The sequence below is a fragment of the Parabacteroides faecalis genome, assembly GCF_022809355.1.
In the GTDB taxonomy this organism is placed as follows: Bacteria; Bacteroidota; Bacteroidia; order Bacteroidales; family Tannerellaceae; genus Parabacteroides; species Parabacteroides faecalis.
This window is the reverse complement of sequence record NZ_JAKZMM010000020.1, coordinates 59,836-74,124: the sequence shown is the minus strand read 5'-3', so window position 1 is coordinate 74,124 and position 14,289 is coordinate 59,836. Positions and strand designations below refer to the sequence as shown.

Annotated in this window: 14 protein-coding genes; 9 read left to right on the top strand and 5 right to left on the bottom strand. The window is 44.6% G+C overall.

The window, feature by feature from the left end; translation table 11 throughout:
* Positions 1-177: 177 nt before the first annotated feature.
* Positions 178-1,365 (bottom strand): serine palmitoyltransferase, encoded by a 1,188-nt coding sequence (gene spt, locus MUN53_RS09340; RefSeq protein ID WP_243325040.1) that lies wholly within the window; start codon positions 1,363-1,365, stop codon positions 178-180.
* Positions 1,366-1,570: 205 nt separating this feature from the next.
* Between spt and MUN53_RS09335 the strand changes: the two genes are divergently transcribed.
* From MUN53_RS09335 to MUN53_RS09295, 9 genes are all read left to right on the top strand, one after another.
* On the top strand, positions 1,571-2,527 hold the full coding sequence (locus MUN53_RS09335) for a diacylglycerol/lipid kinase family protein (RefSeq protein ID WP_262918215.1): 957 nt from the start codon (positions 1,571-1,573) through the stop codon (positions 2,525-2,527).
* 131 nt (positions 2,528-2,658) lie between these two features.
* Positions 2,659-3,255 carry a DUF4290 domain-containing protein gene (locus tag MUN53_RS09330; protein WP_022455205.1) on the top strand — a complete coding sequence of 199 codons (597 nt, stop codon included), beginning with the start codon at positions 2,659-2,661 and terminating at the stop codon, positions 3,253-3,255.
* A complete protein-coding gene (murA, locus tag MUN53_RS09325) occupies positions 3,252-4,556 on the top strand; it encodes a UDP-N-acetylglucosamine 1-carboxyvinyltransferase (protein ID WP_022455206.1) in 1,305 nt (434 codons plus the stop codon). The genes MUN53_RS09330 and murA overlap by 4 nt, the downstream gene beginning before the upstream one ends.
* A 12-nt stretch (positions 4,557-4,568) precedes the next feature.
* Positions 4,569-5,090 (top strand): ribosome maturation factor RimM, encoded by a 522-nt coding sequence (rimM, locus tag MUN53_RS09320; protein WP_243325036.1) that lies wholly within the window; start codon positions 4,569-4,571, stop codon positions 5,088-5,090.
* Positions 5,091-5,103: 13 nt separating this feature from the next.
* The gene (locus tag MUN53_RS09315; protein WP_022455208.1) at positions 5,104-5,982 is read left to right on the top strand and encodes a M23 family metallopeptidase; all 879 of its coding nucleotides are present in this window, start codon (positions 5,104-5,106) and stop codon (positions 5,980-5,982) included.
* Between the two features lie 12 nt (positions 5,983-5,994).
* Positions 5,995-7,143, top strand: a complete 1,149-nt coding sequence (locus MUN53_RS09310; protein ID WP_243325034.1) for a 1-deoxy-D-xylulose-5-phosphate reductoisomerase — start codon at positions 5,995-5,997, stop codon at positions 7,141-7,143.
* A 32-nt stretch (positions 7,144-7,175) separates the two neighbouring features.
* Entirely contained in the window at positions 7,176-8,501 is a 1,326-nt protein-coding gene (rseP, locus tag MUN53_RS09305) for an RIP metalloprotease RseP (RefSeq protein WP_243325032.1), read from the top strand.
* Positions 8,502-8,507: 6 nt separating this feature from the next.
* On the top strand, positions 8,508-9,695 hold the full coding sequence (locus MUN53_RS09300) for a class I SAM-dependent methyltransferase (protein ID WP_243325030.1): 1,188 nt from the start codon (positions 8,508-8,510) through the stop codon (positions 9,693-9,695).
* A 20-nt stretch (positions 9,696-9,715) separates the two neighbouring features.
* The gene (locus MUN53_RS09295) at positions 9,716-10,912 is read left to right on the top strand and encodes a TlpA disulfide reductase family protein (protein ID WP_243325028.1); all 1,197 of its coding nucleotides are present in this window, start codon (positions 9,716-9,718) and stop codon (positions 10,910-10,912) included.
* 232 nt (positions 10,913-11,144) lie between these two features.
* Here MUN53_RS09295 and MUN53_RS09290 read toward each other — a convergent pair whose 3' ends face one another.
* From MUN53_RS09290 to MUN53_RS09275, 4 genes are read right to left on the bottom strand one after another with little or no spacing between them, the layout of a single operon-like run.
* Entirely contained in the window at positions 11,145-11,918 is a 774-nt protein-coding gene (locus MUN53_RS09290) for a DNA-binding domain-containing protein (RefSeq protein WP_243325025.1), read from the bottom strand.
* A gap of 14 nt (positions 11,919-11,932) precedes the next feature.
* Entirely contained in the window at positions 11,933-12,250 is a 318-nt protein-coding gene (locus MUN53_RS09285) for a type II toxin-antitoxin system RelE/ParE family toxin (protein ID WP_243325024.1), read from the bottom strand.
* Positions 12,238-12,519: a hypothetical protein gene (locus MUN53_RS09280; protein WP_243325021.1), complete on the bottom strand. Its 282-nt coding sequence runs from the start codon at positions 12,517-12,519 to the stop codon at positions 12,238-12,240. Before MUN53_RS09280 ends, MUN53_RS09285 begins: the two co-directional genes overlap by 13 nt.
* Positions 12,520-12,564: 45 nt before the next feature.
* Positions 12,565-14,235 (bottom strand): putative transporter, encoded by a 1,671-nt coding sequence (locus MUN53_RS09275; protein ID WP_243325019.1) that lies wholly within the window; start codon positions 14,233-14,235, stop codon positions 12,565-12,567.
* Positions 14,236-14,289: the final 54 nt, after the last annotated feature.

Sequence of the window (14,289 nt, the reverse complement as noted above, 5' to 3'; positions counted from 1 at the left end):
ATGGTGGCTACATATTGATGTTGTGCTGTTGCTTTTTACTGAAAGCTGCTACTAACGACTCATAAATCTACCCTTAATCGTGTATTGGATGATAGTTGCGGATTTTAGGTAATATAAAAAAGCCACTTCCTAACAAGTCAGGAAGTGGCTTTTTTATATGAATGATTAATCCTCAATTTATGGGATCAAATTATGTTTCTTGAATACATCGTGAATAGCTTCCAAAGCACGATCCAACTGCTCTTGCGTATGAGTAGCCATCAATGAGAAACGGATCAATGTATCTTCAGGAGCAACTGCCGGAGAAACAACCGGATTGACGAAAATACCTGCTTCAAACAATTCTTTGACAATTAAGAATGTCAAGTCGTTGTTACGGATGAACAACGGGATAATCGGAGTTTCAGTATGACCGATTTCGCATCCCATGTTACGGAAACCATCCAATGCATAATGAGTCAGTTTCCACAGATGTTCGATACGTTCAGGTTCGTTCAACATGATATCAAGAGCTGCATTGGCGGCAGCCGTAGCAGCCGGCGTATTGCTGGCACTGAAGATATAAGAACGTGAATTATGACGCAGGTAATTAATTGTATCTTTGTCAGAAGCGATGAATCCACCGATAGAAGCCAACGACTTACTGAAAGTACCCATGATCAGATCTACATCGTCTGTTACACCGAAATGATTACAAGTACCGCGTCCGTGGTCTCCTAATACACCCAAACCGTGAGCTTCGTCTACCATGATGCTGGCATTGTACTTTTTAGCCAGCGCTACAATTTCAGGTAATTTGGCAATATCGCCTTCCATACTGAAAACGCCGTCCATCACGATCAGTTTAACCTTGTCGGGCTCGCACTTCTGAAGTTGTTTTTCCAACGACTCCATATCGTTGTGCTTATATTTCAACTTGGTAGAGAAGGACAACCGATGGCCTTCGATGATAGAAGCGTGGTCCAGTTCATCCCATAAGATATAGTCTTCACGACCTGTCAGACAAGAAACCACTCCTAAATTAACCTGAAAACCGGTTGAATACACGATCGCATCTTCTTTTCCGACGAAATCGGCCAAACGTTTTTCCAATTGAACATGTAAGTCTAATGTTCCATTTAAGAAACGTGAACCTGCACAACCTGTACCATATTTCTTTATGGCTTCAATCGCAGCTTCTTTTACTTTCGGATGGTTGGTTAATCCCAAATAAGCATTAGAGCCAAACATCAATACTTTCTTGCCACTGATAGTAACTTCGGTATCCTGATCACTTTCAATCATTCTGAAATACGGATAGATACCGGCAGCCATAGCGCGCTGCGGTGCATCATACTTAGCTAGTTTCTCTTGTAATAGTTTCATATTTAATGAAGAGAATTTTTGTTTTTATCTTCTCAAAATGTTTCTTTAAAAGAACTCTTTGATTAAATTCGCTCTTTGTTTCACCTTTTTATCAGCCGCAAAAGTAGTAATTTTTTTACTTCTTCAATCTAAATAACTTAAAAGTTTTACCAAAAGCATTATTTTTGCTGTTGAAATATAGTGAAATCTCGAAAAAGCAGATTAAATGAGGGTGCAAGCAATAATTAACCCTATATCTGGGGTTGGATCAAAACGAAAGATCCCGAAGATGATAGAAATGATGTGTGCGAATGCCGGCTATGATTTGTCGCTTGCGTTTACAGAGTATGCCGGACATGCGAGTTTTATCACTCGTCGGGAAATAGAGAGAGGAGCTGATTGTATAATTGCTGTAGGTGGAGATGGTACTGTCAATGAAATAGCCCGTTCGATGATTCATACGGATGCAACGTTGGGGATTATTCCTATGGGATCAGGGAATGGTCTGGCGCGCGAATTGCATATTCCGATGGATCCGAAGAAGGCATTGGAAGTGATTAGCCGGGGGAAGGAAACAGTGATAGACTGTTGCCGGGCCAATGATCGTGCATTCTTCTGTACATGTGGTGTGGGCTTTGATGCAGCCGTCAGTCAGAAGTTTGCCGGAGAGAAACGGCGTGGCTCCCTCACTTATATGAAGAATACAATTGAAGAATATTTGAGTTATAAGCCGGAAGTGTACGATTTGCTGATCGACAATTGCCAAGTAAAGGAAAAGGCTTTTCTGGTGGCTTGTGGGAATGCTTCGCAATATGGGAATAATGCTTATATTGCTCCGCATGCCAATATACAGGACGGACAAATGGACGTGACGATTCTTTCGCCGTTCACGCCGATTGACATACCAGCTTTGGCTATCCAGTTATTTACCAAGCAGATTGATAAGAACAGTAAAATCAAGACGATGAAGGCACATTCGTTGTCGATCATCCGGAATCATCCGGGTGTCATGCATCTGGATGGAGAACCAATCATGGCCGATAGCCGGATTGATATATCCATGATACCGCATTCGTTAAAGGTATTTACGCCAGAGACTGTCTCTTTCCGCAAGGAAGTACATGAACTTTTTGGGGAAATATCTCGTTTTATGGACAGACGGTTGCCGTTTATTTTCCGTTGACAGACCGGAGTCCGTCGGGTATATTTTTCTAATTAATGTCAAAACGAATTCCCCGAACGAATTGTTTTCAAGGTGAATCGATTATTATCAAAGATGAATTGAGTATATTTGCACGCAAACAATAAATACGAATGAAATATAATACACAAGAAAAGCGGTTAGCTTTACCTGAATATGGTCGTAATATCCAGAATATGGTGGATTATTGCGTAACGATAGAAGACCGGGAAGAAAGAAAACGATGTGCGAATTCCATTATTAATGTGATGGGTAATATGTTCCCTCATTTACGGGATGTGAACGATTTCAAGCATATCTTATGGGATCATTTGGCTATCATGTCCGACTTTAAGTTAGACATCGATTATCCGTATGAGATCGTCAAGAAGGAAGAACTTTATACCCGTCCGGCCCGGATTCCATATAATAACTCCCGGATTCGTTATCGGCATTATGGTAAGACGCTGGAACTGATGATCCGGAAAGCTACTGAATATCCAGAAGGTCCGGAAAAAGACCAGTTGGTAAGACTACTGGCTACCCAGATGAAGAAGTCATTCCTGACCTGGAACAAGGAAAGTGTAGACGACCGGAAGATCTTCAAAGACTTGGATGAGCTTTCGGGAGGAAATATCGTGTTGGACGAAGAAGTTCACAAATTGGCCGAAAGCCGTGAAATTTTGGCACGGAATAATAAGAAGAATAATTTCTCAAGGAAAAACAGATGAGTTCGTTTGTCATAGAAGGAGGACATAAATTGTCGGGTGAAATCACTCCGCAAGGCGCCAAGAATGAAGCGCTGGAAGTGATTTGTGCCGTATTGCTTACCCCTGAAAAGGTTACGATACACAATGTTCCGGATATACTGGATGTGAATAATCTGATCCAGCTTTTGCGTGATATGCGTGTAAAGGTGGAACGCCCGGCTGTTGGAACCTATACTTTTCAGGCAGATGACATTGATTTGGAATATTTGCAGACCGAGGAGTTTTTGCGGAAGAGTGCTTCATTGCGTGGATCGGTTATGGTTGTAGGACCATTGGTTGCCCGTTTCGGTAAGGCTATGATTCCGAAACCCGGAGGAGATAAGATCGGGCGCCGGCGCCTGGATACGCATTTTGTCGGTATTCAGAAGTTGGGCGCAACATTTACTTACGATCCGGACCGGCGGGTATATGAAGTAGTGGCCGAACATTTGAGAGGTACTTATATGTTGCTGGATGAAGCCTCGGTAACAGGTACTGCCAATATTTTGATGGCAGCCGTATTGGCTGAAGGAAAGACGACCATTTATAATGCCGCTTGCGAACCGTATTTGCAGCAATTGTCGGCTATGCTGAACCGGATGGGTGCACGGATCTCGGGCGTTGGTTCGAATCTGTTGACGATTGAAGGCGTCAGCGAATTACATGGAACCGAACATACGATCTTGCCGGACATGATTGAGGTCGGTAGTTTTATCGGAATGGCGGCCATGACAGGTTCAGATATTCTGATCAAGAATACGGGATATGATAAATTAGGTATTATACCAGATTCTTTCCGTCGTTTGGGTATTACCGTTGAACAGCAAGGAGACGATATTCATATACCTACGCATGATTCGTATGAGATTGATACGTTTATAGATGGTTCGATTATGACCATCGCGGATGCTCCTTGGCCAGGTTTGACACCTGATTTGCTAAGTGTCTTTCTGGTGGTTGCCACTCAGGCGGTCGGTAGTGTATTGATTCATCAGAAGATGTTCGAGAGCCGATTGTTCTTTGTCGATAAGCTGATTGACATGGGAGCACAGATTATTTTGTGTGATCCGCATCGGGCAACAGTCATTGGTTTGGGAAATCGGTTCAAGTTGCGGGCATCTACGTTGGTATCGCCGGATATTCGTGCCGGTATCGCCTTATTGATCGCAGCCATGAGTGCGGAAGGAACCAGTACGATTCATAATATCGATCAGATAGACCGGGGTTATCAGGATATAGACAAGCGGTTGAATCAGATCGGGGCACGGATTACCCGATTGTAATGAAAAAGAAGTATGATTAAGTCGGATGAAGTTTTTAAGATAGGTCAGTTTGCCAAACCGCATGGAATCAAAGGTGAAATTACTTTGATGACCGATTGTGATGTGTTTGATGATACCGACGATCCTTATATTATATGTGATATGGACGGGATTCTGGTCCCATTCTTTTTGGAGGATTATCGTTATAAAACACAGTCATCCATGTTATTGAAGCTGGAAGGCGTAGATACGGAAGAAGCAGCCCGGGAGTTTACCAATCGGGATGTCTTTTATCCGTTGGAGCTGATGGACGAAAATGAATTGCTCGGTGATGTGACATGGGATAATTTTATCGGTTTTACGGTGATCGATGAGAAAGCCGGAGAATTAGGTAAGATTGTAGATGTGGATGAAACGACGGTCAATGTCTTGTTGCAAATAGAGTATCAGGGAAAAGACCTGCTATTGCCTGCAGCTGAGGATTTGGTAAAACATGTTGATTTTGACAAGCGGGAATTATTGATGGCATTGCCGGAAGGCTTGCTGGATTTGTAAGAAGGTACAGGCTATGAAGTGGAAAAGAAGCAAAAGCAATACGAATAAATTATCCTTTTGGAAACGGATTCGCTTTAAGTATAAGCTTTCGTTTATCAATGAGAATACTTTGGAGGAAGTCTGGTCGTTCCGGTTATCTCAGTTGTCGGTATTTATATCGTTGGGCGTGTTTGCCTTTTCGCTGGTGGCCTTTACAGCCTTTATTATCATTATGACGCCTATCCGTAATTATCTGCCCGGTTATCTGGATGTTGAAGTCCGCAAGGAAATCGTACAAAATGCTTTGCGTGCGGACTCATTGGAGCGGATGATCGAGATACAGAATCTATATTTGAAGAATGTGACAGGCATCATCAGTGGAACAATTGAACTGGATTCTATTCGGGAAATAGATTCATTGGCACGGGTTGATGCCGACTTCGAGATTCCTCGTAGTCCGGAGGAAGAAGAGTATGTAAAGAACTTTGAGCAGGAAGAAAAATATAATTTAACTGTTCTGAATACAAATCCGTTGCCGATGGATGGCCTGTTCTTTTATAAACCGGTAAATGGCGTTATCTCTTCCCATTATCAGGCAGACATCCATCACTTTGGTGTGGATATAGCAGCCGCATCCAAGGAAAGTGTATTGGCAACGCTGGATGGAACGGTGATGTATGCCGGTTATGATCCGAATCAGGGAAATGTGATCCAGTTGCAACATAAAAATGGATTTGTTTCAGTATACAAGCATAATGAATTGCTGTTGAAAGAACCCGGAGAACAAGTGGTGGCAGGCGAAGCCATTGCCTTGGTGGGAAATACAGGGAAATTATCAACAGGTCCTCATTTGCATTTTGAGTTATGGTATAATGGAAAGCCGGTTAATCCGGAAGATTTCATTGTTTTTTAGTAAGTAAGTTTCATGAAACGACAATTAGCTATATTAGGTTCAACAGGTTCGATCGGGACACAGGCGCTTGAGGTAGTTAGTGAACATCCGGACCGTTTCGAAGTCTATGCTTTGACTGCCAATAACCAGGTGGACCTTTTGATCAATCAGGCACGCAAGTTCATGCCAGAAGTGGTGGTGATTGCCAATGAACAGAAGTATCCCGAACTGAAAGAAGCTTTGGAAGATCTGCCTATTAAAGTATGGGCAGGTTCGGATGCGATTGCACAGGTTGTCCAGGCAAAACCAATTGATATGGTATTGACGGCCATGGTGGGATATGCCGGGTTAAAACCGACTATTGCTGCGATCAAGGCTGGAAAAGCCATTGCTTTGGCCAATAAGGAAACATTGGTAGTTGCCGGTGAGTTGATTACAGCTTTGGCAGCCGAATATAAGGTACCTATTTTGCCGGTTGATTCGGAACATTCCGCTATCTTTCAGTGTTTGAATGGTGCGTATGATAATCCGGTGGAAAAACTATTATTGACCGCTTCGGGTGGTCCATTCCGTCAGAAGACGATGGAAGAGCTGGCTTTGGTGAAGAAAGAGCAGGCATTAAAACATCCGAACTGGCACATGGGAGCCAAGATTACCATAGATTCGGCTTCGATGATGAACAAAGGCTTTGAGATGATCGAAGCGAAATGGCTGTTTGGAGTTGCTCCCGAACAGATCGAGATAGTTGTTCATCCGCAATCCGTGATTCATTCGATGGTACAGTTTGAAGATGGTGCCGTGATAGCTCAGTTGGGTATTCCGGATATGAAACTCCCGATTGCGTATGCATTCTCTTATCCGGAGCGGATGAAAAGCCATGAACCGAGATTGGATTTCTTCCAGTATGCATCTCTCACGTTTGAAGAACCGGATATGAAGCGGTTCCGCAATTTGGCTTATGCTTTTGAGGCTGTCAAGCAAGGTGGTAATATGCCTTGTATTCTGAATGCAGCCAACGAAGTGGTTGTTGCTGCCTTCTTGCAAGACCGGATCGGTTTCTTACAAATGAGTGATGTCATTGAGCAGACGATGGCAAAAGCAACGTTTATCCAGCGTCCGACTTATGAAGATTATGTACATACGGATGAGGAAGCGCGCCGGATCGCCGCTCAGTTATTTTGAAACAATTAAATATAGAATAGAACTTAATTTCAATGGAAACATTTTTGATTAAAGCCTTCCAGTTCATGTTAAGCCTTTCTTTGTTGGTTTTGATACATGAATTCGGACACTTTATTTTTGCTCGTATCTTCAAAGTACGAGTAGAGAAATTTTACCTTTTCTTTGACCCGTGGTTTTCTTTGTTCAAATTCAAACCCAAAAATAGTGAAACGGAATATGGAGTAGGGTGGTTGCCTTTGGGCGGCTATTGTAAGATCTCCGGTATGATAGATGAGAGTATGGATAAAGAAGCCATGGCTCAGCCACCGAAACCGTATGAGTTCCGTTCCAAACCGGCAGGACAACGTCTGTTGATTATGGTGGGTGGTGTGTTGTTTAACTTCCTGCTGGCTCTTTTCATTTATTCCATGATCTTGTTTACGTGGGGCGATACGTATATGCCACTCAAGAACATGAAAATGGGGATGGATTATAGTGAAACCTTCAAGAATGTGGGATTTAAGGATGGTGATATTCTCTTAAAAGCAGATACATTGACCTTGGATCGCTTTGGAGAAGATTGCTTGCGTAGTGTAGTGGAAGCTCAAAACGTGACGGTTTTGCGTAATGGTGTGGAGACCATCATTCCGATTCCGGACGATATGATGCAACGACTGTTGCGTGATAAGAAAGGCTTTGCTGCTCTTCGTTTCCCAATGGTGATAAAAGAAGTACCCGAACCCAATGCGCCGGCAGCTCTTGCTGGTATGCAGGCTGGAGATAGTATCGTTTCGGTTAATGGACAGGCTACTCCGACGTTCTCAGAGGTGGCGACTTGTTTGGCAGATAATAAGAATCAGGAGATTGCCGTTGGCTTTTATCGGAATGGTGCGTTGGATACATTGACAATGCAAGTCGATTCGTTGGGAAAAATAGGAGTAGCCGTGAAAGCTCCGGCAGAATTGTTTGGACTGGTAACGGTTAAATACGGCTTCTTCGAATCGTTCCCGGCAGGAATTGTAAAAGGAATTCGAACCCTAAAAGGCTATACCAATGACATGAAATATGTCTTTACCAAAGAGGGTGCTTCCAGCATCGGTGGTTTTGGATCGATTGGTGGATTGTTCCCTTCTACTTGGGATTGGGAATTGTTCTGGGAGCGTACTGCCTGGTTGTCTGTCATCTTGGCTTTCATGAATATCTTGCCGATCCCGGCGTTGGACGGTGGTCATGTGCTGTTCTTGCTTTACGAAGTAATTACTCGTCGGAAACCGAGCGATAAGTTCTTGGAATATGCACAGATGACTGGTATGTTCCTCTTGTTCGCCCTGTTGCTTTATGCGAACGGAAACGATATTATCCGATACTTCTTTCAATAGTCTGTTATGAATCTGACCGCTGAAGAAAAGCAGTTTATCCGCGATCATGCTTCCGATGATGCGAACCGGTTATTATTGGGGGCGAAGAAATATCTACAGCTGGATGTTCCTTTTCTGGTAGATCAGATTCTTTCCCGGCGGCAGATTCGGGAGAAATTGCCTTCGTGGTATGCCAACGAAGACTTGGTTTTTCCCGCCAAGATTGCCGCTGAACAATGTTCATCAGAACGGACAGCCTTGTATAAACAGCGTTTGGTGTCTTCTTCGGATACGCTTTGTGATTTAACAGGCGGTTTGGGAATTGATAGTTATTTTTTCTCCCGAAAGGTTAGCCTGTTGACTTATATCGAGCGTTTTCCGGTTTATTGTGAGGCTGCCCGTCATAATTTTCAGGTATTAGGTGCGGATAATATCACGGTGCGGAATGAAAATTCGGTTGATATTGTTTCCGAACTGCCTGAAGTGGATGTGTTTTATTTAGATCCGGCACGGCGGGGTGAAGGTAACAAACGCGTCTTTGCCTTGTCGGATTGTGAACCGGATTTGCCTCGTTTGCTCCCCTTATTGTTGCAGAAAGCTCCGCGCGTCATAGCCAAATTGTCGCCGATGGCAGACCTGCAACAGACAGTATCTTTATTGCCGGGAACGGTAGCTATCCATGTGTTGTCTGTTAGGAATGAATGCAAGGAATTGCTGTTTGATATCCGTCGGGAAGCGGCTGTTTCTACACCTCCGGTTTATTGTGTGGATTTTACGACTACGGGAACAGAACACTCTTTTACTTTCACGGCTGAAGAAGAACGGAATGTTCCGTTGACTTTGGCGGCTCAGGTAGGCACTTACCTCTATGAGCCGAATGCCTCTGTCTTAAAAGCCGGTGCTTTTAAATCGGTTGCCCAGCAGTATGGTTTGGAGAAACTACACATCAGCAGCCATCTTTATACTTCCGATATTCTCGTTGCCGGTTTTCCCGGCCGTTCGTTCCGGGTTGAGAAGGTTCTTCCTTTCTCCAACAAAGTCTGTAAATCGATTACTCAGGAAATACCCCAAGCCAATATCACCGTCCGTAATTTCCCTATGTCGGTTGATGAACTGCGGAAGAAGACCAAGATTCAGGAAGGCGGTGACGTTTATCTCTTCGCTACCACCTTGTCGGATGGAGGGAAAGTGTTGGTGGTTTGCCGGAAAGTATAATCAAACAAAATATAAATAGCATGAAAACCAGAAATGTATTAGTTGTTATTGGAGGTGCTATATGCTTAGCCTTGAGTAGTTGTAACAGTGATCCGAAAGTGCCGGAAGGGGAATACCTGATTGAAGGAGAGTTGGAAAATGTACCGGATAGTACTGTGGTGGGGTTATTTAAAATCACAGGACACAGTGGTAAATCCATTGCCTATGACACGGTGATAGACGGTAAGTTCTCCTTTCGAGACACCATTACTTCGTTCAAGCCCCGTAAAATGGCAATCAATGCTTCTAACTTTTTTAATCCGGGTAAAGGTTTTCCTAGTGCACAGTTGACGGTATGGGTTGCTTCGGGTAACTATATAAAGGTCAAGGGGGACGATAAATTGATAAGGACTTGGGAGGTGAAAAGCTCTATTCCAGAACAAGAGGCAGAAGAGACGTTCCGACAACTCCGGTTTCCGGAAGACAAAGAATGGTTGCAGTATAGTGTGCAACAAGAAGCCTTACGCTTGGCTCCAAGGACAGAGGCCAATAAACAGAAGTATCAGTTGCTGGATGAAAAACAAAGTAAATTAAGCCGGATTATTAATTTACGTACCTTGGAGTATATGAAAGATGCCCCGATGTCCGAAAAATGGCTGTTTGAGTATTGTTCTCTTGCCCAACATTATTTGCGTTATAAGCCGGATTCTGTACTGACCCCTTTGGTTCGCTCGCTATCCGGCCGGATGGCAGAAGTTGATCCATCGTCAGAGTTCTATCAGGAGATTATGGGATATTTGAATTTGCCGGAACAGATTGTTAACGAAGGGGACACGATGGTGGATGGCGATTTATACGATTTGGAAGGGAATCTCCATCGACTTTCGGAGTTCAAAGGGAAATATATTTTACTGGACTTTTGGGATCGGGGTTGTGGTCCTTGCTATGCTTCCATACCGGAAATGACTGAGGTCAGCCAGCAATATAAAGACCGGATGGCGGTAGTTGGTATCTGTTTGGGTACAGAAGAAAACATGAAGGTGGCCATAAAGGAGTATCAAATCACGGGCACTCAATGGCGGCAAGCTGCCAGTGGAATGAGTGGCCTTGCAGCCGTGTATCAGGTCAATGCTATTCCTCGCTATGTCTTGATTTCTCCTGAAGGTAAAGTCCTAAAGATGTGGACCGGTTATAGCGAAGGTTCCTTAAAGGAACGGATGAAGGAATTGATACGGTAAACAATTGGATTCTTGGATCATCCGTTATAGAGCGTAAAGCAAGCGGGGTACAAACCTCTTTCCCTTTACGCTCTTTTCATGTCTTCAAGCTTATAGAAAAGGTGCTTGTTTGCATCTGTACAACTTGTACATTATCTAGATGCGGTTGTTTGCCTTATTGCAATGCGGTGTCATACTATGCCCCTATACGGTATAACACCGCATTAGGGTGCGGTATATCCTGTATAGTACGTCACTCGGAGTCTGTCACGGTAAAGTTGAAGCTTGTGTAACGGGACTCTTTATAGAGGCGGTAACTGGCGTTGTATTGCGTCCCCAGCTCGGCGGTCCATTCGCCGGGTGTGAGCGGGGTGCGGAGGCCGGCCAGGAGGTGGTTGCGCTCGTTGAGGACCAGGACGGCGGGCTCTACCACGGTCTCTCCGTCTGCCGAACGGAAGCGGAGCTTGCAGTCCGGATGGTCGCCCATCACCTTGATATTGGATCCGATCAGGTGAATGTATGGATTGTCGGAACGGACGGTGTTGAAGGCGGCATCCCGATGGCCCATCGAGTCGTAGGTACATACCTCGGTGAGGACGGGATGGCGACGAGTCGGCTCGGTCTGCTTGTAGGCACGCAGATGCTGCTCCAGCTGGCGGGTACGGGCCGAGGGCGTGAAGACGATGTTGAAGGCGTTGCGCTCGGGGTCGAACGAATCGTGGACCGACTCAAACTGCCCCTTCACCCGGATGGAAAGCTGCCCGAAGCCCAGATCGACATTTTCCCCGCGGGCAAGTGCCTCATAGATCTGTTCCTTGATCAGTCCGTAGGTATGGATGAAGGTACTTTCGCGTATTTCGCTTCGATCTTCAACGATGCGGCGGGCGATCTCTTGTATATCTACTGTTTTCAGGGCTTTCACGTTGCCCCGGTAGTAAACGGTACCGTTAGGCATGGTCTGTTTGCTCAGCCTGAGGGGGATGGGGTTCAGCTTCTTCAGTCGTTCTTTGTCTATTTCTTTGTCCATGGTGGGGTGGTGGATTACTTAAAAAGAATAAGTTTATCGGGTTCTTGGCGGGTATCCCAAAGGTCAACGATATAGATCTCATCTTGTGCTTCGTAGATCACATAGATAATCTTGTAGTGCTTATGGACAACCCACGAGCGATATTCTTTGTCGAGGTCACAAAGTAAAGGCTCGATATTTCCCATACGGGGAAAGGATTCCAATCGGGCAACTGCTTTTTCGATGCTGTCATTTAGCTTATTCGCCCTTGCTAAGCCAAATACCTCTTTACCGTACTTTAGTATTGAAATACGGGCATTGTTGGCCCGTGTACTCCATCTTACTTTAACCATGGCAATTGTTTTCTTACTTCGGCGTTCGCTTCCTCGATAGTCAATACGTTTCCAGCCGTTATTTGGGCTTCCGACTCTGCAATTCGGCTGTAGATTTCTTCTAACGTGTAAGGCCGTGGATGCGAAGATTTGTTCTTCATCCCGTCTTTTGCCTGGGCAATGATTTGATGAAGGCTACGCTTCACTTCTTTCAAGACTTCGATGTCTTCTATATTTAGAATATCGTGTGCCAGTTCGCCACGTAGGGCATTTAGTTCCATTGAGCTCATGGGGTTCTCCTTTCTTTTAATGGTTTGTTACAAAGATAGGTTTTTTCACTGAAATAACATAATGACAAGCTGGGCGGTAATAATGCGCATGAATGTGGCTAATGGATATACGGTGGCATAGGCGACTGACGGCTCGTCGCCTTCAACGGTGGTGTTGGCATAGTCGAGGGCGATGGGATTAGTCATGCAACCGCATAGCATCCCGACGTTTTTGGCATAATCTACCTGGAAGAAACGGGTCATAATCAGACCAACGAGTAATACGGGAATAATGGCGAGGGCAAATCCTAATCCCAGCCATAACAGACCTTCCGTGCGGAAGACAGTCTCGAAGAAATGCTGTCCGGAACTGATTCCCAGTCCAGCCAAATAGATCGTGATTCCAAACTGGCGCATCATCAGGTTGGCACTTTGGGTGGTATAAGTAGTCAGGTGGATACGCGGACCGAACGCTCCCATCAGGATGCCGACGATAATTGGACCACCGGCTACACCCAGTTTGATGGGTGTGTTCATGCCCGGAATAGCCAAAGGAATAGAACCAATAATTACACCGAGTGTCAGTCCTACAAAGATGGCCAGCAAATTGGGTTCACGTAAACGCTTGAGTTGGTCACCCAAGATCTTGCTTACGTTGTTAACGGCGTTGGCTTCTCCTACAATGGTGAGGCGGTCACCAATTTGTAAATGCAAGTCGGGTGAAGCCAGCAAGTCGATACCGGCACGATTTACTCGTGTAATGTTAATACCGTAAAGGTTACGCAAACGAAGAGAACCCAGGCGTACACCGTTGATGCGGTTGCGGGTCACAACGATACGGCGGGAAATCAATTGGCTGTCGATGGCATTCCAGTCGATATCCGGTTTATTCCAATCGACGTTTTCCTGTTCTCCGAACAATACCTTGATGTTATCTACATCTGCCTTGACGGAGATAATGAGCAAATGGTCTCCTTCTTCCAGTGTCGTATCTGATGTCGGGATACTTACTTTTCCATTTCTCCAGACACGTGAGATGACGAAATGCTTTTCCGTCAGTGTCATGATATCTTTGATGCTCTTATGATAAATTGCCGGGTTACATACTTGGAATTCAGCTACGAATGTTTGTGTCTGTCCCATTTCGGCGTTATTCTCTTTCTTTTTGTTCTGGAATAAGGCTTTCAGAACGATAATGGCCAGGATAACCCCTATGACTCCCATCGGGTAAGCTACCGCACAGGCCAATGCCATATCCGTGATACTCTTTTCATCTGTAGAATTGATTTGCAGCATGGCTTCTTGAGCAGCACCGAGTGAAGGCGTATTGTTGGCTGCTCCGCATAGTAATCCCATCATGTCAGAAACAGAGATGCCTGTCAGATAATGCAGAAGAATCGTCATGATCAATCCGATAAAGATAACAGCCAAACCTGCTGAATTGAGTAAGACTCCTCCTTTCTTCAGAGAAGAGAAGAAACCGGGACCTACCTGAAGTCCCAACGTATATACGAATACAATCAATCCGAAGTTTTGGGCAAATGTCAACATATCGCTATTGACAACCACTCCAAAATGACTGACCAGGATTCCGGTAAAAAAGACAAAAGTGATGCCTAGAGAGACACCTTTATATTTTAGTTTTCCTAAATAAACACCAATGGCACAAACAATGCAGATAACAGCCACCGTCTGTATCATGGTGGGCTGGAGAAATGTTTCTTGTATCCAATTCATATTGAAATGAGCTTTAGGGCTGCAAACTTACATAAACCGAACGGAATATGCGAT

Coding starts and splice junctions, on each gene's coding strand:
- MUN53_RS09335 (WP_262918215.1), top strand. CDS start 1,571: ATGAGGGTGCAAGCAATAATTAACCCTATATCTGGGGTTGGATCAAAA.
- MUN53_RS09285 (WP_243325024.1), bottom strand. CDS start 12,250: ATGGTTAAAGTAAGATGGAGTACACGGGCCAACAATGCCCGTATTTCA.
- MUN53_RS09280 (WP_243325021.1), bottom strand. CDS start 12,519: ATGAGCTCAATGGAACTAAATGCCCTACGTGGCGAACTGGCACACGAT.
- rseP (WP_243325032.1), top strand. CDS start 7,176: ATGGAAACATTTTTGATTAAAGCCTTCCAGTTCATGTTAAGCCTTTCT.
- rimM (WP_243325036.1), top strand. CDS start 4,569: ATGATTAAGTCGGATGAAGTTTTTAAGATAGGTCAGTTTGCCAAACCG.
- MUN53_RS09310 (WP_243325034.1), top strand. CDS start 5,995: ATGAAACGACAATTAGCTATATTAGGTTCAACAGGTTCGATCGGGACA.
- murA (WP_022455206.1), top strand. CDS start 3,252: ATGAGTTCGTTTGTCATAGAAGGAGGACATAAATTGTCGGGTGAAATC.
- MUN53_RS09275 (WP_243325019.1), bottom strand. CDS start 14,235: ATGAATTGGATACAAGAAACATTTCTCCAGCCCACCATGATACAGACG.
- spt (WP_243325040.1), bottom strand. CDS start 1,365: ATGAAACTATTACAAGAGAAACTAGCTAAGTATGATGCACCGCAGCGC.
- MUN53_RS09315 (WP_022455208.1), top strand. CDS start 5,104: ATGAAGTGGAAAAGAAGCAAAAGCAATACGAATAAATTATCCTTTTGG.
- MUN53_RS09290 (WP_243325025.1), bottom strand. CDS start 11,918: ATGGACAAAGAAATAGACAAAGAACGACTGAAGAAGCTGAACCCCATC.
- MUN53_RS09300 (WP_243325030.1), top strand. CDS start 8,508: ATGAATCTGACCGCTGAAGAAAAGCAGTTTATCCGCGATCATGCTTCC.
- MUN53_RS09295 (WP_243325028.1), top strand. CDS start 9,716: ATGAAAACCAGAAATGTATTAGTTGTTATTGGAGGTGCTATATGCTTA.
- MUN53_RS09330 (WP_022455205.1), top strand. CDS start 2,659: ATGAAATATAATACACAAGAAAAGCGGTTAGCTTTACCTGAATATGGT.